At 73.0% G+C, this 17660-nt stretch carries 14 protein-coding genes; 11 read left to right on the top strand and 3 right to left on the bottom strand.

What is annotated here, in order from left to right:
* Window positions 1–63: 63 nt before the first annotated feature.
* Window positions 64–1629 carry a PucR family transcriptional regulator gene (locus tag ACFVWU_RS18845; RefSeq protein ID WP_387621976.1) on the top strand — a complete coding sequence of 522 codons (1566 nt, stop codon included), beginning with the start codon at window positions 64–66 and terminating at the stop codon, window positions 1627–1629.
* A gap of 154 nt (window positions 1630–1783) precedes the next feature.
* Window positions 1784–3226, top strand: coding sequence for an aldehyde dehydrogenase family protein (locus ACFVWU_RS18840; protein ID WP_387621973.1), 1443 nt, complete (start codon window positions 1784–1786; stop codon window positions 3224–3226).
* A 106-nt stretch (window positions 3227–3332) separates the two neighbouring features.
* Here the strand turns inward: ACFVWU_RS18840 and ACFVWU_RS18835 are convergent, their stop codons facing one another.
* Window positions 3333–4001: an NAD(P)H-binding protein gene (locus ACFVWU_RS18835; RefSeq protein ID WP_387621970.1), complete on the bottom strand. Its 669-nt coding sequence runs from the start codon at window positions 3999–4001 to the stop codon at window positions 3333–3335.
* A gap of 75 nt (window positions 4002–4076) precedes the next feature.
* Between ACFVWU_RS18835 and dxr the strand changes: the two genes are divergently transcribed.
* From dxr to ACFVWU_RS18810, 5 genes are all read left to right on the top strand, one after another.
* Complete coding sequence (gene dxr / locus ACFVWU_RS18830; protein ID WP_387621968.1) at window positions 4077–5318, top strand: 1-deoxy-D-xylulose-5-phosphate reductoisomerase; 1242 nt, start codon at window positions 4077–4079, stop codon at window positions 5316–5318.
* A gap of 93 nt (window positions 5319–5411) precedes the next feature.
* Entirely contained in the window at window positions 5412–6716 is a 1305-nt protein-coding gene (locus tag ACFVWU_RS18825) for a M50 family metallopeptidase (protein WP_387621965.1), read from the top strand.
* Window positions 6717–6860: 144 nt separating this feature from the next.
* Window positions 6861–8021 (top strand): flavodoxin-dependent (E)-4-hydroxy-3-methylbut-2-enyl-diphosphate synthase, encoded by a 1161-nt coding sequence (gene ispG / locus ACFVWU_RS18820; protein WP_030290407.1) that lies wholly within the window; start codon window positions 6861–6863, stop codon window positions 8019–8021.
* A 151-nt stretch (window positions 8022–8172) separates the two neighbouring features.
* Window positions 8173–9066, top strand: coding sequence for a GNAT family N-acetyltransferase (locus ACFVWU_RS18815; RefSeq protein ID WP_387621961.1), 894 nt, complete (start codon window positions 8173–8175; stop codon window positions 9064–9066).
* Between the two features lie 141 nt (window positions 9067–9207).
* Window positions 9208–9765 carry a GNAT family N-acetyltransferase gene (locus tag ACFVWU_RS18810; protein ID WP_387621958.1) on the top strand — a complete coding sequence of 186 codons (558 nt, stop codon included), beginning with the start codon at window positions 9208–9210 and terminating at the stop codon, window positions 9763–9765.
* Between the two features lie 93 nt (window positions 9766–9858).
* Here ACFVWU_RS18810 and ACFVWU_RS18805 read toward each other — a convergent pair whose 3' ends face one another.
* Both ACFVWU_RS18805 and ACFVWU_RS18800 read right to left on the bottom strand, forming a co-directional pair.
* A complete protein-coding gene (locus ACFVWU_RS18805; RefSeq protein WP_387621956.1) occupies window positions 9859–10788 on the bottom strand; it encodes an aminoglycoside phosphotransferase family protein in 930 nt (309 codons plus the stop codon).
* 312 nt (window positions 10789–11100) lie between these two features.
* Window positions 11101–12096: a ferritin-like domain-containing protein gene (locus ACFVWU_RS18800; RefSeq protein ID WP_387622015.1), complete on the bottom strand. Its 996-nt coding sequence runs from the start codon at window positions 12094–12096 to the stop codon at window positions 11101–11103.
* A 303-nt stretch (window positions 12097–12399) separates the two neighbouring features.
* Between ACFVWU_RS18800 and rimP the strand changes: the two genes are divergently transcribed.
* The 4 genes from rimP to infB all read left to right on the top strand — a co-directional run bounded on the left by rimP (window position 12400) and on the right by infB (window position 17636).
* A complete protein-coding gene (gene rimP / locus ACFVWU_RS18795; protein WP_387621953.1) occupies window positions 12400–12939 on the top strand; it encodes a ribosome maturation factor RimP in 540 nt (179 codons plus the stop codon).
* Between the two features lie 53 nt (window positions 12940–12992).
* Window positions 12993–13985 (top strand): transcription termination factor NusA, encoded by a 993-nt coding sequence (gene nusA, locus ACFVWU_RS18790; protein ID WP_387621949.1) that lies wholly within the window; start codon window positions 12993–12995, stop codon window positions 13983–13985.
* 103 nt (window positions 13986–14088) lie between these two features.
* Entirely contained in the window at window positions 14089–14382 is a 294-nt protein-coding gene (locus tag ACFVWU_RS18785) for a YlxR family protein (protein ID WP_380614926.1), read from the top strand.
* 230 nt (window positions 14383–14612) lie between these two features.
* Complete coding sequence (infB, locus tag ACFVWU_RS18780) at window positions 14613–17636, top strand: translation initiation factor IF-2 (protein ID WP_387621946.1); 3024 nt, start codon at window positions 14613–14615, stop codon at window positions 17634–17636.
* Window positions 17637–17660: the final 24 nt, after the last annotated feature.

Below are 17660 nucleotides of genomic sequence, written 5' to 3'. Positions count from 1 at the left end.
GTCCCACGTCCCTCTCCTCGCCCGGCCGCAACGGCGCGGTCAGGTCGATCCCTCGAAGGTGCCATGCCCCCCACACTCGCCTCCGTCGTCCGCAACAGTTCGCTCCATCTGACGGTGCTCGCCGGCGCGGACCACCTGGAGCGGCCGGTCCGCTGGGTGCACACCAGCGAGCTGGACGACCCGACCCCGTTCCTGGAGGGTGGCGAGCTGCTGCTCACCACCGGTATCAAGCTGGGCCGTACGGCGGCGCAGCTGCAGGCGTACGTGCACCGGCTGGCCGATGCCGGGGTGGTCGGGCTGGGTCTGGGGGTGGGGCTGTCGCACACCGAGGTGCCGCAGCCGCTGGTGGACGCGGCGGCGCAGCGGGGGCTGCCGCTGCTGCGGGTGCCGGAGCCGACGCCGTTCATCGCGATCAGCAAGGTGGTGTCGGCGGCGCTGGCCGCGGAGCAGTACGAGGCGGTGACGACCAGCTTCGAGGCGCAGGAGGAGCTGACCCGGGCGGCGCTGGGCAAGGACGGGACGACGGCCGTGGTGCGTCGGCTGGCGGCGCGGCTGGGGGGCTGGGCGGCGCTGTACGACGGGTCGGGCGCGCTGTCGGTGGTGGCTCCGGACTGGGCGGCGCGCCGGGCCGGGCGGTTGGCGGCCGAGGTGGACCGGCTGCGTCGGCGGCCGGCGCCGTCGAGTGCGGCGCTGCAGGGGCGTTCGCCGGGGATAGACACGGCGGACGAGGACTACGTGGTGGTCCAGTCGCTGGGGGCGGACCGGCGGGCCCGGGGCTTCCTGGCGGTCGGGACCGAGGACCGGATCACGCCGACCGAGCGGTACGTGCTGAACGCGGCGGTGGCGCTGCTGACCCTCACCCTGGAGCGTTCGCGCGAGCTGCGGCAGGCCGAGGAGCGGATGGGCGCGGCGCTGCTGCGGATGGTGCTGGCGGGTGAGGTGGCGACGGCCCGTCAGGTCGCGGCGGGGCTGTTCGGCGGCATGCCGGAGGGGACGATACGGGTCCTGGTGGCCGGGGCCGGGCCGAACGCGGACGCCTCGGAGGCGCTCGCGGAGCTGGGCGACCGGGCCGAGCAGGCGGGTACCCGGGTGGGCGAGAAGCTTCTGGTGGCGCGGGAGGACGGTGCGCACGGGCCGCGGCTGATGGTGCTGGCGCTGGACAACGGCGCGGTGCACCGGGCCTGCCTGGGCGTGGTGGAGGAGCACGAGGGCCTGTCGCTGGGCGTCTCGGCGCCGGCCGCGCTGGAGGAGGCCGGTACGGCGCACGCGCAGGCGGAGCGGGCGCTGGCGGTGGCGTTGCGCGGTGGGCGCCGGTCGGTGGACCACGAGGAGGTCGGCGCGGGTTCGCTGCTGCCGCTGCTCGGCGAGGACGCGGTGACGGCGTTCGCGGAGGGGCTGCTGCGGCCGCTGCGCGAGCACGACCGGACGGCCCGCGGTGACCTGGTGGCCTCGCTGCGGGCGTGGCTGTCGAGGCACGGCCAGTGGGACGCGGCGGCGGCCGACCTCGGGGTGCACCGGCACACGCTGCGCTACCGGATGCGCCGGGTCGAGGAGTTGCTGGGCCGCTCGCTGGACGACACCGACGTGCGGATGGAGCTGTGGCTGGCACTGCGCTCCGGCGAGGAATAGACCGGAACGGAACACACGCCTGGACGCGGTGGAGTGGCCCCGGAGCCGAACGCTCCTAGTCGGCCAATCCGGTTGGCTTGCCCTCGCACCTACCCTCGGGTTCGGGTCCCACGCCCGTGGGCCGTACGACGACGAGGAGAGGGCCGGTACCACGGTGACCACCACGTACGATTTCTGGCTCGCCGGCCGCCGGGCGAGCGGTGACGCCGACTTCGAGGTGCACAACAGCTGGGACGGCCGTCTGGTCGGCAAGGTCAGCATCCCGACCGAGGCGCAGGTCGAGGAGGCGCTGGACGCCGCCGTCGCCGCGCTGCCGGTGTTCGCCGCCACCCCGGCGCACCAGCGGGCCGCCGCCCTGGACCACGTGGCCAAGCGGCTGACCGAGCGCACCGAGGAGCTCGCCCAGCTGATCACCGCCGAGAACGGCAAGCCGATCAAGTGGGCCCGCGGCGAGGTCGGCCGCGCGGTGTCGGTCTTCCGCTGGGCCGCCGAGGAGGCGCGCCGCACCAACGGCGAGACGATGCGGCTGGACACCGACCCGGGCGGCGTGGGCCGCTTCGCGATGGTGCGCCGTTTCCCGCGCGGCGTGGTGCTGGGGATCGCCCCGTTCAACTTCCCGCTGAACCTGGTCGCGCACAAGGTCGCCCCGGCGATCGCGGTCGGCGCGCCGATCATCCTCAAGCCGGCCCCGGCGACCCCGCTGTCGGCGATGGTGCTGGGCGAGATCCTGGCCGAGACCGACCTGCCGGCCGGCTCCTGGTCGATCCTGACCGTGCCGAACGACCGGATGCCGGCCCTGGTGCAGGACCGGCGCCTGCCGGTGATCTCCTTCACCGGCTCGGACAAGGTCGGCTACCAGATCATGGACTCGGTGCCGCGCAAGCACACCACCCTGGAGCTGGGCGGCAACGCCGCGGCCGTGGTGCTCGCCGACTGGTCCTCGGAGGCCGACCTGGACTGGGCTGCCACCCGGATCGCGATGTTCGCCAACTACCAGGGCGGCCAGTCCTGCATCTCGGTGCAGCGGGTGATCGCCGACGCGTCGGTGTACGACGCGCTGCTGGAGAAGGTCGTGGCCAAGGTCAAGGCCCAGGTCACCGGTGACCCGAACGACGACGCGACGGACGTCGGCCCGCTGGTCGACGAGAACGCCGCCAAGCGGGTGGAGTCCTGGGTGGACGACGCGGTCGCCAAGGGCGCCAAGGTGCTCACCGGCGGCACCCGCGAGGGCGCGACCTACGCCCCGACCGTGCTGGCCGAGCTGCCCGCCGACGCGATCCTGGCCAAGGCCGAGGTGTTCGGCCCGGTGCTGTCGCTGCACAAGGTGGACGGCGTGGCCGAGGCCTTCGCGGCCGTCAACGACTCGCCGTTCGGCCTGCAGGCGGGCGTGTTCACGCACGACCTGCAGACCGCCTTCCGCGCCCACCGGGAGCTGGAGGTCGGCGGCGTGATCATCGGTGACGCGCCGTCCTACCGCGCCGACCAGATGCCGTACGGCGGCGTCAAGGACTCCGGCGTCGGCCGCGAGGGCGTCAAGTACGCGATGGACGACTACACCGTCGAGAAGGTCATGGTCCTGACCGGTCTCGACCTCTGAGGCCGACGGACGGTGGCCGACTGACGGAGGCCGCCTGACGCGGGGCCCGGTCCGTTCGCGGACCGGGCCCCGCGTCGTGTTCAGCCGTCGTGTTCAGCCGTCGTGTTCAGCCGTCTTGTCCGGCTGCGACGGCGACGGCCTCGGCGACGGTGGCGTTCCCGGCGACCAGCTCCAGGGTCTGCCCGGCGGTGCCGGGCTCGCGCAGCAGCGCGGCCAGGACGGCGGCCACGTCGGCCCGGTCGACGGCGCCGCGGCCGACCGAGGGGGCGAGCCGGACCAGGCCGGTGCCGGGGCCGTCGGTGAGCCGTCCGGGGCGCAGCACCGTCCAGTCGAGCGCGGCGCGGGCGCGGACGGCGTCGTCGGCGGCGCCCTTGGCCCGCAGGTACGTCTCGAAGACCGCGTCGGCGGGGTGGTGGGCGGCCGCGTCGGCGCCCATCGAGGAGACCAGCAGGTACCGCCGGACGCCGGCGAGCTCGGCGGCGTCGGCGAGCAGGACGGCCGCGTCGCGGTCGACGGTGTTCTTGCGGGCGGCGCCGCTGCCCGGGCCGGCGCCGGCGGCGAAGACCACCGCGTCGGTGTCGGCGAGCAGGGCGGCCAGCTGCGGGGCGGTGGCGGACTCCAGGTCGAGCAGCAGCGGCTCGGCGCCGGCGTCGACGAGGTCCTGGGCCTGCTCGGGGCGGCGGATGATCCCGGCCGGGCGGTCGCCGCGGTCGGCGAGCAGCCGTTCCAGCTTCAGCGCGATCTGTCCGTGGCCCCCGGCGATGACGGTACGCATGGCTCCGACGGTAGTCCGAAGGATCGCCGGCCGTCCTGTCGTCCGGGAGGGTCGCGAACAGGACACAATGGGCGCATGACTTCGCTCGCCCACCCGCAGCTGCGTTTCACGCCCACCGTGGCGGACCCCTCCGGCCCCAGGGAGCTGGTGATCCTCGGTTCCACCGGTTCGATCGGCACCCAGGCCATCGACGTGGTGCTCCGCAACCCGGACCGCTTCCGGGTGGTCGCCCTGTCGGCGGCCGGCGGCCGGGTGGAGCTGCTCGCCGAGCAGGCGCTGCGGCTGGGCGTGCACACGGTGGCGGTGGCGGATCCGGCGGCGGAACCGGCGTTGCGCGAGGCGCTGGCCGCGAAGGCGGCGGGTCGGCCGCTGCCGACCGTGCTGGCGGGCCCGGACGCGGCGACCGAGCTGGCCGGGATGGAGTGCCACTCGGTGCTGAACGGCATCACCGGTTCGATCGGTCTGCGGCCGACGCTGGCCGCGCTGAAGGCCGGCCGGGTGCTGGTGCTGGCGAACAAGGAGTCGCTGATCGTCGGCGGCCCGCTGGTGAAGGCGGTGGCGAAGCCAGGGCAGATCGTGCCGGTGGACTCCGAGCACGCGGCGCTGTTCCAGGCGCTGGCCGGCGGCACCCGGGCGGAGGTCCGCAAGCTGGTGGTGACGGCGAGCGGCGGCCCGTTCCGGACCCGGACCCGGGAGCAGCTGGCCGGGGTGACCCCGCAGGACGCGCTGGCGCACCCGACCTGGGCGATGGGCCCGGTCGTCACGATCAACTCGGCCACCCTGGTCAACAAGGGCCTGGAGGTGATCGAGGCGCACCTGCTCTACGACGTGCCGTTCGACCGGATCGACGTTGTGGTCCATCCGCAGTCAGTGGTGCACTCGATGGTGGAGTTCACGGACGGCTCGACCCTGGCGCAGGCGAGCCCGCCGGACATGCGGATGCCGATCGCGCTGGGGATCGGCTGGCCGGACCGGGTGCCGGACGCCGCCCCGGCCTGTGACTGGACCAAGGCTGCGACCTGGGAGTTCTTCCCGTTGGACAACGAGGCCTTCCCGGCGGTCGAGCTGGCGCGCGAGGTGGGCACGCTGGGCGGTACGGCGCCGGCGGTGTTCAACGCGGCGAACGAGGAGTGCGTGGAGGCTTTCCTGAAGGGCCGCCTCGCTTTCACGGGAATCGTGGACACTGTTGCCAAGGTCGTGGCCGAGCACGGACAGCGCGACGGTGGGCCGGCGGCGGGAACTTCCCTGACGGTCGAGGACGTCCTGCACGCGGAGGACTGGGCGCGCGCCCGGGCCCGCGAGCTGGCGGCGGGCTGACGGACCGGCCCGCGGCGTCGGCGGTACCCCCGTCGCGTCGCGGAACGCGGTACGACGAGACGATGAGCGGAGCGGCATGACGGAGGGCCAGCGGTGGCAACGGTTTTGACGGTGGTCGGCATCCTGGTCTTCGTGATCGGGCTGCTCATCTCGATCGCCTGGCACGAGCTCGGCCACCTCTCCACGGCCAAGCTGTTCGGCATCCGGGTGCCGCAGTACATGGTCGGGTTCGGCCCGACCCTCTGGTCCCGCCGGAAGGGCGAGACCGAGTACGGCATCAAGGCGATCCCGTTCGGCGGGTACATCCGGATGATCGGGATGTTCCCGCCGGGCGAGGACGGCCGGATCACCAAGCGCAGCAGCTCGCCCTGGCGGACCATGATCGAGGACGCCCGTGAGGCCTCCTACGAGGAGCTCCAGGAGGGCGACGAGCACCGGCTGTTCTACACCCGCAAGCCCTGGAAGCGGATCATCGTCATGTTCGCCGGGCCGTTCATGAACCTGATCCTGGCGTTCGGACTGTTCCTGACCGTCATGATGGGCTTCGGCGTCTCGATGAACGTGCCGACGGTCAGCACCGTCGCCCAGTGCGTGGTCAAGGCGGGCCAGCCCACCGACAGCTGCCCGGCGGGCGCCCCGCAGACCCCGGCGGCCCAGGCCGGTCTGAAGGCCGGGGACAAGATCCTCTCCTTCGACGGGGACCGGATCCACACGTACGACCAGCTCCAGGCGGACATCCGCCGGTCGGCCGGCAAGACCGTGCCGGTCGTGGTCCAGCGCGGCGACGCGCAGCTGACCCTGAACCCGACCATCGCGGTCAACGACGTCCAGAAGTACGACGGCAACGGCGTCCCGCTCAAGGGCCAGACCCTCCAGGCCGGGTTCCTCGGATTCACCCCGGCGAGTGGTGTGGTCCAGCTGGGCTTCGGCCAGTCCGTCGACCGGATGTCCACCATGGCCGAGAGCGGGGTCAAGTCGCTGGCCGCCCTGCCCGGCAAGATTCCCGGCCTGTGGAACGCCGTCGTCGGCGACGCCCCGCGCGACCCGGACTCGCCGATCGGCATGGTCGGCGCCGCCCGGGTCAGCGGCGAGGTGTTCTCGCTGGACATCCCGGGCACCCAGCGGGTCGCCTTCTTCGTGAACCTGCTGGCCGGCATCAACCTGTCGCTGTTCCTGTTCAACATGCTGCCGCTGCTGCCGCTGGACGGCGGCCACGTCGCCGGCGCGGTCTGGGAGGCCGTCCGCCGCCGGATCGCACAGCTGTTCCGCCGGCCCGATCCGGGCCCGTTCGACGTCGCCAAGCTGATGCCGGTGGCATACGTCGTGGCCAGCGTCTTCATCGGTTTCACCCTGCTGGTGATGGTCGCCGACCTGGTGAACCCGGTGAAGATCAGCTAGGGCGTTCGGGTACGGCGGGTGTGCTGGGCCCCCGGACCGTGCCGTACCGTGGAGGCCGGGTGCGCGATCGTCCGCGCGCCCGGCCTCGGCCGTCCCAGCGGCCGGGCGGTCGACCACACCTCAACCCCGGGGAACCCTGCGCACATGACCGCGATCTCGCTCGGTATTCCGTCCCTGCCGCTCAAGCCGCTGGCCAAGCGCCGCTACTCCCGGCAGATCATGGTCGGCAACGTGCCGGTCGGCGGTGACGCCCCCGTCTCGGTGCAGTCGATGACCACCACCGTCACCTCGGACATCAACGCCACGCTGCAGCAGATCGCCCAGCTGACCGCGTCCGGCTGCCAGATCGTCCGGGTCGCCGTCCCCTCCCAGGACGACGCCGACGCGCTGCCGATCATCGCCAAGAAGTCGCAGATCCCGGTGATCGCCGACATCCACTTCCAGCCGAAGTACGTCTTCGCGGCGATCGACGCCGGCTGCGCGGCCGTGCGCGTCAACCCGGGCAACATCAAGGCCTTCGACGACAAGGTCGGCGAGATCGCCAAGGCCGCCAAGGACGCCGGGGTGCCGATCCGGATCGGCGTCAACGCCGGCTCGCTCGACAAGCGGCTGCTGGAGAAGTACGGCAAGGCCACCCCGGAGGCGCTGGTCGAGTCCGCGCTGTGGGAGTGCTCGCTGTTCGAGGAGCACGACTTCCGCGACATCAAGATCTCGGTCAAGCACAACGACCCGGTCGTGATGATCCAGGCCTACCGGCAGCTCGCGGCCGCCTGCGACTACCCCCTGCACCTCGGCGTGACCGAGGCCGGGCCGGCCTTCCAGGGCACCATCAAGTCCGCGGTCGCCTTCGGCGCGCTGCTCGCCGAGGGCATCGGCGACACCATCCGGGTCTCGCTCTCGGCCCCGCCGGCCGAGGAGATCAAGGTCGGCAACCAGATCCTGGAGTCCCTCGGGCTGCGCCAGCGCGGGCTGGAGATCGTCTCCTGCCCGTCCTGCGGCCGCGCCCAGGTCGACGTCTACAAGCTCGCCGAGGAGGTCACCGCCGGGCTGGAGGGCATGGAGGTGCCGCTGCGCGTCGCCGTCATGGGCTGCGTCGTGAACGGCCCGGGCGAGGCCCGCGAGGCCGACCTCGGGGTCGCCTCCGGCAACGGCAAGGGGCAGATCTTCGTCAAGGGGCAGGTGATCAAGACCGTGCCCGAGTCGAAGATCGTCGAGACCCTGATCGAGGAGGCGCTCAAGCTCGCCGAGCAGATGCAGGAGGAGGGCGTCGAGGCCGGTTCGCCGACCGTCGTCGCCGCGGAGTGACCGTTCGGATCGGGTGTTTCCGGTCCGAACGCAACCGCAGCGCAGTTTTCCGGAAGCGGGGCCGTCCGTTCGTGGACGGCCCCGCGGCCGTAGCCGGGTGGGGCCACGGAGTAGGGTGCGGCCAGAGTCGTCTCAGTGAGGTGCTGTCTCGATGCTCGATCGAGGTGTGATTCTCCCCAGCTCCTTCCAGGCCGCCCGGGCCCTGGCCACCACCCGCGTGCTGGAACCCCCGGATCTCGCGGACGCCCTGGAGATCCTCCACCGCGACCCGGTCGCCAACGCCTTCGTCGCCACCCGGGTCGAGGCCGTCGGGCTGGACCCGTGGCGGCTCGGTGGGGAGCTGTGGGGGTGGTACGACGGGGGCGGCGTACTGGACGCCCTCTGCTACGCGGGGGCGAACCTCGTCCTGGTCAACGCCGGACCGGTGGCCGTCGCGGCCTTCGCCGAGCGGGCCAGGCGGCAGGGGCGGCGCTGCTCCTCGATCGTGGGGCCGGCCGAGTCGACCGCCGCCTTCTGGGCGCTGCTGGAGCGCAGTTGGGGGCCGGCTCGTGAAGTCCGGGGCCACCAACCACTGTTGGCGACCTCCTCGCCGTCGGCGGAGATCGCGCCGGATCCGTTGGTGCGGAGGGTGCGGCGCAACGAGGTCGAGGCGTTGATGCCCGCCTGCGTGGCGATGTTCACCGAGGAGGTGGGGGTGTCGCCGCTGGCGGGGGACGGGGGGCTCCTCTACCAGGCCCGGGTGGCCGAACTCGTCTCCACCGGGCGGTCGTTCGCGCGGTTCGCGGACGATGGACAGGTGGTGTTCAAGGCCGAGGTCGGGGCGGTGACGGAGGGGGCCTGCCAGATCCAGGGGGTCTGGGTGGCGCCGGAGTACCGGGGGCAGGGGCTGTCCGAGACCGGGATGGCGGCGGTGCTGGACGTCGCGCTGCGGGAGGTGGCGCCGGTGGTCTCGCTGTACGTCAACGACTTCAACCTGCGGGCGCGGGCGGCGTATCGGCGGGTGGGGTTCCGGGAGGTCGGGGCGTTCATGAGCGTTCTCTTCTGAGCGCTCCGTTCCAGGGGGCCGCTGTCGGGGCGGCGGGCGTCGTGGTCGGGGGCGGCGGGCGTCTGTCGTCGTGCGGTTCCCGGGGCGTTGGGTTCTGATCTTCGGCCGCGCCACAGGGCCGCTGGTAGTAACGTCCGGAGCATGGATCAGCTGACCGGGGTGACGATCGAGGCCATCGACCTTGCGGCCTGGGCGCCGCAGGCGCTGGAGGTCCAGGCGGTGGCGTTCGGGCTCACGCCCGAGGAGGTCGCGGTACGGCTGCACATCGTGGGGCGGCATGCCCAGCAGCCCGGGGTGATCGCGTTCGGGGCGATGAGCGGGGGGCGGCTGGTCGGGTTCGGGTACGGGATGCCGAACCAGCGGGAGCACTGGTGGAGCACGGTCATCGAGCCGTACCTGACCGCCCGCGGCTACGGGGACTGGCTGGACGGGGTGTTCGCGGTCACCGAACTGCACGTGCTGCCGGAGTTCCAGGGGCAGGGGGTCGGGACCCGGCTGATCCGGATGCTGTGCGAGGGGTCGGGACTGGAGCGGAGCATCCTGTCGGCGATCGACGCGGAGACGCCGGCGCGGCGGCTGTACCGGGCGTTGGGGTACCAGGACTTGGCCCGGGCGGTGCGGTTTCCGGCGACGGACCGGTTGTACGCGGTGATGGGGGCGCGGTTGCCCCTGCGGGGGCTCGGGGGCGGGCGGGGTTAGCTCGGGGGTCGGCTCGGGGGCGGGCGGGTTGGCTCGGGGGTCGGCTCGGGGGCGGGCGGGTTGGCTCGGGGGTCTTTTTGTTCGGGGGCCTTGTCACGAGAGGTGCCCGGCGAACTCCAGGTAGAGCTCGGCGTCTTCGTGGCGGCCGGCGGTGAGCGCGCGCAGGGCCAGGTCGACGGAGCGGAAGAGGGTCCAACCGCGGAGGCGGTCCTGGTCGACGTCGAGGGCGTCGGCGAGCTGGTGGAGCCGGCGGCGGACGGCGGCGGGGGCGCCGGGGGAGCCGAGCAGGGTGTCGGCGCGGTCCAGGACGAGGCGGGCCAGGTCGTAGGCGCGCTCGCCGGCCAGCGGGCGGGGGTCGATGGCCAGCCAGGGGGCGCGGTCGGCGGCCAGGACGTTGCCGTGGTGGAAGTCGCCGTGGAGGAGGAAGGTCTCGGTGGCGGAGGCTGCCAGGGACTCGGCCGTCGCCAGGGCCTCGGTGATCAGGGGCTGCGCCGCGGTGGCCGCGGGGTGGTCGCGGTGCCGGGTGAGGCGGGCGGCGGTGTCGGCGACCCGGTTGGTGAGGGTGGGGTAGGGGGACGGCCCGTCGGGGAGCTCAGCCCAGAGGCGGTGGAGCAGACTGGTCGCCTCCAGCATGGCCTTGGGCTCGGCGAGTGAGCGCAGTGGGATCTCGCCGTGGAGACGCTCCAGGAGGAGGACGCCCTCGGCGGGGTCGGCGTCGAGGAGGAGGACGGCGCCCCGGCCGGCCCAGTGGGTGAGGGCGGTGTGCTCGTGGGCGGTCTCGGGGGTGACCAGGCCGGTCTTGAGGACGGCGGGGGAGAGGTCGTCGCGGTGGACGTAGGTGATCAGGCTGAGGCTGCCGCCGGGGTCCAGGGTGCGTTCGGGGGTGAGGTTCCAGCGGGCCAGGTGGGCGGCTGTCCTCGTGGGGAGGGTGGCAAGCCAGTGGCGGCCTTCCTCGCCTTGGGTGGCGGTGACGCTGTTGGTCAGCCAGGTGGGGATGGTGATGTGCGGTGTGTTTCCCGACATGCCTGGCCTTCCGGTTGGTGCGCTGCCTGGGGTGGCCTGTCCATTGTCGGGGATGGGGGTGAAATCGCAGGTCAGTGGCGTGGGGGTTTCTGTGTTGGTGGGGGGCTTTCGGGAGGGTGGGTGGCCGGGGGCGGCTCCAGGGGCTGGGTGATTTTCGGACTGCCCATTCGGTGGGGTGGGGCGTTGGGGCGGTGGCAGTCTGAAAATCACCCGTCACGCCCCTCTCCGGGCCACCCCCTGCGCCGCCCCCTCCCGCAGCGCGTCCCTCTCGCCAGAGGGGAGGGAGGGGTGGGTGGGGGCGCCCGACCGCGTTCAGCTCTGGCGGGTTGCCGTCGGGGTGGGGACGGGTTCGGGGATGCCGGGGAAGGGGGTGTCGGGGGCGCCCCAGTGGTGGGCGCGGAGGGCGCAGTCGCGGAGGGCGGTGGCGGCGGTGGGGCGTTGGGGGGTGGGGACGGCGGCGACCAGGTCGGCGTAGACGGTGGTGAGGCGGGTTTCGAGGTGGGCCGCGAGTTTGGTGGCGGTGGGGGCGTCGGTGACGGGGAAGGGGAGCTGGTAACCGCCGGCGGCGGGGGTGGGGGTGGCGCCGAGGGTGGTGAGGAGGCGTTGCCAGGCGTCGCGTTGGGATTGGTGGGCGGTGTAGGCGGTGCGGGCGTCGGCGCGTTGTTGGTCTTCGGGGAGGTGGGCGCCGACGACGCCGTAGCCGTAGATGGCGGCGTGTTCGGCGCTGAGGGCGTTCTGGAGGGCGGGGAGGGAGGTGCCCGGAGTGGGGGCGGCCGTCGGGGGAGCGGTGGGGGAGGGCTGGTCGGGGGTCTGGTCGAGGGGAGCGCCGAGGGCGGCGGCGTGCAGGGCGTTGGAGGCGGCGACGGAGGCGAGCAGGCGGGCCAGGGGTGGCTGGGCGGCGCCGAGGTCGGTGAGGCGGGACTGGGCGGTCTGGCGTTCCAGGGCGGCCAGGGTGGCGGGGGTGTGGGTGGGGGTCGCCGTGGGCGTGCCGGGAGTGGGGGCCGGGGGGACGGAGGCGGCGGGCATGCCGTAGGCGAGGGCGGCGCGGTGCTGGGCGGTTTCGGCGCGGAGGGGTTGGAGCAGGGCGGTCTGGGCGCCGGGCGTGGCGAGGGCGGTGTCGTACGCGGCCAGCAGGGTGTCGGTGGCGGCGATGGCGCGCAGGCGGACCGGGTTGTCGGGGTCGGGGCCGGGGCCCTTGTTGCCGGGCATCACGGCGCCGTTGGGGTCGGCCCCGTTGGAGCTGGTGCAGGCGGCGGTGAGGGTGATCAGTCCGAGGGCCAGGAAGGTCCGTCGGCTGTGCGGCTGCATCGGGGTCACTCCGGGGCGTGTACGGGAGGGCGGCCTCCCCGCCTGCCCTCGTTGGCCTGAATCTTTGCAGAACCCCCACGATTGCGGGTGGGGATTGGGGGTGCGGTGCGGTGGGTGGGCCGGTGTGAGCTTGCTCGCAGTGGGTGGCGTCCGGCTGGTCCGGGGTGGTCCGGAATCGGTGGTTCGCGGCTTCACCGGCTAGGCTTTGGGCCGAGCTGCCGTGACCCGGTGTGCGCCCGTGGGGCGCGGAGGGTGCGGGGCGACCTTCTGACAACAGCAGACGCGGCCGAGGAGTCCACCCGGATGAGCACCACCCACACCGACCGGCTGCGCGCGTTGCTGGAGCCGCTGGCCGAGCAGGCCGGACTGGACCTGGAGGACGTCAAGGTCACCAAGGCGGGCAGTCGCCGGCAGGTGCAGATCGACGTCGACACCGACGGCGGCGTCGACATGGACGCCATCGCCGAGTTCAGTCGGGTGGTCGGCGAGGCCCTGGACGAGTCCGACCTGATGGGCGAGGAGCCCTACCTGCTGGAGGTCGGCTCGCCGGGTGCGGAGCGTCCGCTGGTCCTGCCCCGGCACTGGCAGCGGGCCGAGGGCCGGCTGGCCAAGATCCACCTGGTCGACGGCGGGGAGATCGTCGCCCGGGTGCTGGAGGCGGACGAGGACGGCGCGCTGGTCGAGGTGCAGCCGGTGAAGGGGCGCGGCCGTCCGAAGGAGCGACGTCTCGAGTACGGCGAGGTGGCCCGGGCGCGGGTCCAGGTCGAGTTCAACCGCAAGGACGACGAGAAGCTCCTGGACGAGGCCGCCGACTTCGACGAGGGGGACGACGGCGCCGAGTGAGTCGGCCGCCGTACGACCATGATGAACGTGACGAAAGACGAGGAGGCGTAGCCGTGGACATCGACATGAGTGCCCTGCGCACGCTGGTCAACGAGAAGAACATCCCCTTCGACCTGCTGGTCGAGTCCATCGAGTCCGCCCTCCTCACCGCGTACCACCGCACCGAGGGCTCGCGCCGCCGGGCGCGGGTGCACCTGGACCGCAAGAGCGGCCACGTCACCGTGTGGGCCATGGAGGACCCGGCGGAGCTGGACGAGGGCGTCGAGCCGAAGGAGTTCGACGACACCCCGAGCGGCTTCGGCCGGATCGCGTCCAGCATCGGCATCCAGGTGATGATGCAGCGCCTGCGCGACGCCGCCGACGACCAGACCTTCGGCGAGTACGCGGGCAAGGAGGGCGACATCGTCACCGGTGTCGTCCAGCAGGGCAACGACCCGAAGAACGTGCTGGTCGACATCGGCAAGCTGGAGGCCATCCTGCCGCCGCAGGAGCAGGTCCCGGGCGAGGACTACCGGCACGGCACCCGGCTGAAGTGCTACGTGGTGGCGGTGCGCCGCGGTGTCCGCGGGCCGTCGGTGACGCTCTCGCGCACCCACCCGAGCCTGGTGAAGAAGCTGTTCGCGCTGGAGGTCCCGGAGATCGCGGACGGCAGCGTGGAGATCGCCGCGATCGCCCGTGAGGCCGGCCACCGGACCAAGATCGCGGTCTGGTCGCGCCGCGCCGGGCTGAACGCCAAGGGCGCCTGCATCGGTCCGATGGGCTCCCGGGTGCGCGCCGTGATGGGCGAGCTGCACGGCGAGAAGATCGACATCGTCGACTGGTCCGAGGACCCGCGCGAGATGGTCGCCGCCGCGCTGTCCCCCGCACGGGTGACCAGCGTGGAGATCGTGGACGCCGCCCAGCGTTCCGCCCGGGTGATCGTGCCGGACTACCAGCTGTCGCTGGCGATCGGCAAGGAGGGGCAGAACGCCCGCCTGGCCGCGCGTCTCACCGGCTGGCGGATCGACATCCGGCCGGACACCGAGGGCCAGGCCGAGCCCCAGTAGGAAAATGTAGGGGCCCCGGCCCAGTAGTCAGTGTTGTTCCTGGCGTCCCCGCGGGTCCTCCGGGATCTGCGGGGCGGCGCCATGTCGCTTCGGAGGGGTAGACTTGCCTTCGTCTGGCCGGACGCACGTCCGAGCACGCCCGGAACGCACCTGCGTGGGCTGCCGCAAGCGCGCGGCCAAGCACCAGCTGTTGCGTGTCACGGCGGTCGAGGGCGTCTGCGTCCCTGACCCCCGTGGCGCACTGCCGGGCCGGGGTGCACACCTGCACCCCGATCCGGCTTGCCTCGACCTCGCGGTCCGCCGTCGAGCGTTTCCCCGGGCCTTCCGGCTCCAGGGGACGCTCGACACGGAGCGGCTCCGCGGGTTCATCGAGGAGCGGGCAGGCGGAGCCTCTTAGGCGGGCCACCTCCCGCGACGGCCGCCGCTCACCGCGGCGGAGAACCACCGCAACAAGCACAGCGTTCGGGCAGCCGCGCGCCGTGCCACCAGTCAGGTACCTCGCGATGTGGAAGTAGGTCGAGATTGCGATGAGCACTCGATGAGTACGCGATGAGTACGCGATGGGTACGCCCATGAAGTAGCGACAGTCCGGCGGACGAGACCCCCGGACTCATAGACAGGAGTGAAGTGGCTAAGGTCCGGGTTTACGAACTCGCCAAGGAGCTTGGCTTGGAGAGCAAGGCCGTCATGGCCAAGCTCACCGAGCTCGGTGAGTTCGTCCGTTCGGCGTCCTCGACGATCGAGGCGCCGGTCGTGCGTAAGCTGACTGACGCGCTTGGTGTGGCCCCCACTGGTGGTGGCGCTGCCAAGCCGGGCCCGCGGAAGACCGCGGCGCCCCAGCCCGCGGCAGGTGCCGCGGGTGCACCCAAGCCGGGTGCCCCGACCCCGGGTCCGCGCCCTGGCGCGACCCCTGGTCCCCGTCCGACCCCGGCCGCCGCGGCTCCCGCCGCTCCGGCCACCCCTGCGGCTCCGGCCGCTCCCGCCCGTCCGGGCGCGCCGACTCCGGGCCCGCGTCCGGCCGCGCGTCCCGCCGCTCCGGCGGCCCCGGCCGCGCCCGCGGCCGAGTTCTCCTCGCCGGCTCCGGCCGGTGACGCCCCGCGTCCGGCCGCCCAGGCCCCGCGTCCGAGTGGCCAGGCCGCCGGTGGCGCCCGTCCGGGCCCGCGTCCGGCCGGCCCGCGTCCGGGCAACAACCCGTTCACCTCGGGCAGCGCGACCGGCATGGCCCGCCCCGGCGACCGCCGTCCGGGCGCGCCGGGTGGCCGTCCGGGTGCTCCGGGCGCGCAGGGCGGCGACCGTCCGCGTCCGGGTGGCGACCGTCCGCGTCCGGCCGGTGCGCCGGGTGCCGGTGCTCCCCGTCCGGGTGGTGCCCCCCGTCCCGACGGCATGCCGCGTCCGGCCGCGCCGCGTCCCGGCGGGCCGACCCCGTCCGGCATGCCGCGTCCGAACCCGGGCATGATGCCGCAGCGTCCGGCCGGCCCGCGTCCGGGTCCGGGTGGCCGTGGTCCGGGTGGCCCCGGTGGTCGTCCGGGTGGTCCGGGTGCCGGTGGCGCCCGTCCGGGCTTCCAGGGTCGTCCGGCCGGTCCGGGCTCGCGTCCGGCCGGTGGCGGCGGCTTCGGCGGCCCGCGTCCGGGTGGCGGTGCTCCCGGTGGCGGCGGCGGCTTCGGCGGCCCGCGTCCCGGTGGCTTCGGCGGTCGTCCCGGCGGCCCGGGTGCCCGTGGTGGCACGCAGGGCGCCTTCGGTCGTGGCCCGGGCGGTCGCCCGGCGCGCGGTCGCAAGTCGAAGCGGGCGAAGCGCCAGGAGTACGAGGCCATGCAGGCCCCGTCCGTCGGCGGTGTGATGCTGCCTCGCGGCAACGGCCAGACCGTTCGCCTGTCGAGCGGCGCCTCGCTGATGGACTTCGCGGAGAAGATCAACGCCAACCCGGCCGCGCTCGTCTCCGTCATGTTCAACCTCGGTGAGATGGTCACCGCGACCCAGTCGGTCTCCGACGCGACCCTCGAGCTGCTGGCCGGCGAGATGGGCTTCCAGCTGGAGATCGTCAGCCGGGACGACGAGGACCGCGAGCTGCTGGAGTCGTTCGACATCGACTTCGGCGCCGACGAGGGCGACGAGGACCAGCTGGCCCCGCGCCCGCCGGTCGTCACCGTCATGGGTCACGTCGACCACGGTAAGACCCGCCTGCTGGACGCCATCCGCAAGTCCAACGTGGTGGCCGGCGAGGCCGGTGGCATCACCCAGCACATCGGTGCCTACCAGGTGGCCACGATGGTGAACGGCGAAGAGCGCCCGATCACCTTCCTGGACACCCCGGGTCACGAGGCGTTCTCCGCCATGCGTGCCCGTGGCGCCAAGTCCACCGACATCGCGATCCTGGTGGTCGCGGCCAACGACGGTGTCATGCCGCAGACGGTCGAGGCGCTGAACCACGCCAAGGCCGCCGGTGTGCCGATCGTGGTCGCCGTCAACAAGATCGACGTCGAGGGCGCCGACCCGACCAAGGTCCGCGGTCAGCTGACCGAGTTCGGCCTGGTGGCCGAGGAGTACGGCGGCGACACCATGTTCGTCGACATCTCCGCGCGCCAGGGTCTGCACATCGACCAGCTGCTGGAGGCCGTGGTCCTGACCGCGGACGCCTCGCTGGACCTGCGGGCCAACCCCGAGCAGGACGCGCAGGGTATCGCCATCGAGGCGCACCTGGACAAGGGCCGCGGCGCCATGGCGACCGTGCTGGTGCAGCGCGGTACGCTCCGCGTCGGCGACTCGATCGTCGTGGGCGACGCCTACGGTCGCGTCCGCGCGATGCTGGACGAGAACGGCAACAACCTCACCGAGGCCGGCCCGTCCCGCCCGGTGCTGCTGCTCGGTCTGACCTCGGTGCCCCGCGCCGGTGACAGCTTCATCGTCGTCGACGAGGACCGCACCGCGCGCCAGATCGCCGAGAAGCGCTCGGCCCGCGACCGCAACGCCGCCTTCGCGCAGCGTCGGGTCCGGGTGTCCCTGGAGGACCTGGACAAGGCCATCGCCGCCGGCTCCATCGAGCAGCTCAACCTCATCATCAAGGGTGACGTCTCCGGTTCGGTCGAGGCCCTCGAGGACGCCCTGGTCAAGCTGGACGTCGGCGAGGAGGTCGAGCTCCGGGTCCTGCACCGCGGTGTGGGTGCCATCACCGAGTCCGACGTGGACCTGGCGATGGGCTCGGACGCCATCATCATCGGCTTCAACGTGCGCGCCGAAGGCCGTGCGCGTACCGCGGCCGAGAAGGAAGGCGTGGACGTCCGGTACTACTCGGTCATCTACCAGGCGATCGAGGAGATCGAGAACGCCCTCAAGGGCATGCTCAAGCCGGAGTACGAGGAGGTGCGCCTCGGCGCCGCGGAGATCCGCGAGGTCTTCCGCTCCTCCAAGTTCGGCAACATCGCCGGTGTCCTGGTCCGCGACGGCATCATCCGCCGCAACGCCAAGGCCCGCCTGCTGCGCGACGGCAAGGTCGTGGCGGAGAACCTCTCGATCGAGGGTCTGCGCCGCTTCAAGGACGACGCGACCGAGGTCCGCGAGGGCTTCGAGGCCGGTGTGACCCTGGGGTCGTTCAACGACATCAAGGTCGACGACATCATCGAGACCTACGAGATGCGCGAGAAGCCGCGCGCGTAGTCGCTGGTCACCGGGGCCGGTCGA

Source organism: Kitasatospora sp. NPDC058190, from assembly GCF_042883685.1.
GTDB lineage: Bacteria > Actinomycetota > Actinomycetes > Streptomycetales > Streptomycetaceae > Kitasatospora.
Note: the sequence above shows the minus strand (reverse complement) of the source record. Positions and strands in the feature narration are given on the sequence as shown.

Coding starts and splice junctions, on each gene's coding strand:
- ACFVWU_RS18845 (WP_387621976.1), top strand. CDS start 64: ATGCCCCCCACACTCGCCTCCGTCGTCCGCAACAGTTCGCTCCATCTG.
- ACFVWU_RS18835 (WP_387621970.1), bottom strand. CDS start 4,001: ATGCGTACCGTCATCGCCGGGGGCCACGGACAGATCGCGCTGAAGCTG.
- dxr (WP_387621968.1), top strand. CDS start 4,077: ATGACTTCGCTCGCCCACCCGCAGCTGCGTTTCACGCCCACCGTGGCG.
- ispG (WP_030290407.1), top strand. CDS start 6,861: ATGACCGCGATCTCGCTCGGTATTCCGTCCCTGCCGCTCAAGCCGCTG.
- ACFVWU_RS18815 (WP_387621961.1), top strand. CDS start 8,173: ATGCTCGATCGAGGTGTGATTCTCCCCAGCTCCTTCCAGGCCGCCCGG.
- ACFVWU_RS18810 (WP_387621958.1), top strand. CDS start 9,208: ATGGATCAGCTGACCGGGGTGACGATCGAGGCCATCGACCTTGCGGCC.
- ACFVWU_RS18805 (WP_387621956.1), bottom strand. CDS start 10,788: ATGTCGGGAAACACACCGCACATCACCATCCCCACCTGGCTGACCAAC.
- ACFVWU_RS18800 (WP_387622015.1), bottom strand. CDS start 12,096: ATGCAGCCGCACAGCCGACGGACCTTCCTGGCCCTCGGACTGATCACC.
- rimP (WP_387621953.1), top strand. CDS start 12,400: ATGAGCACCACCCACACCGACCGGCTGCGCGCGTTGCTGGAGCCGCTG.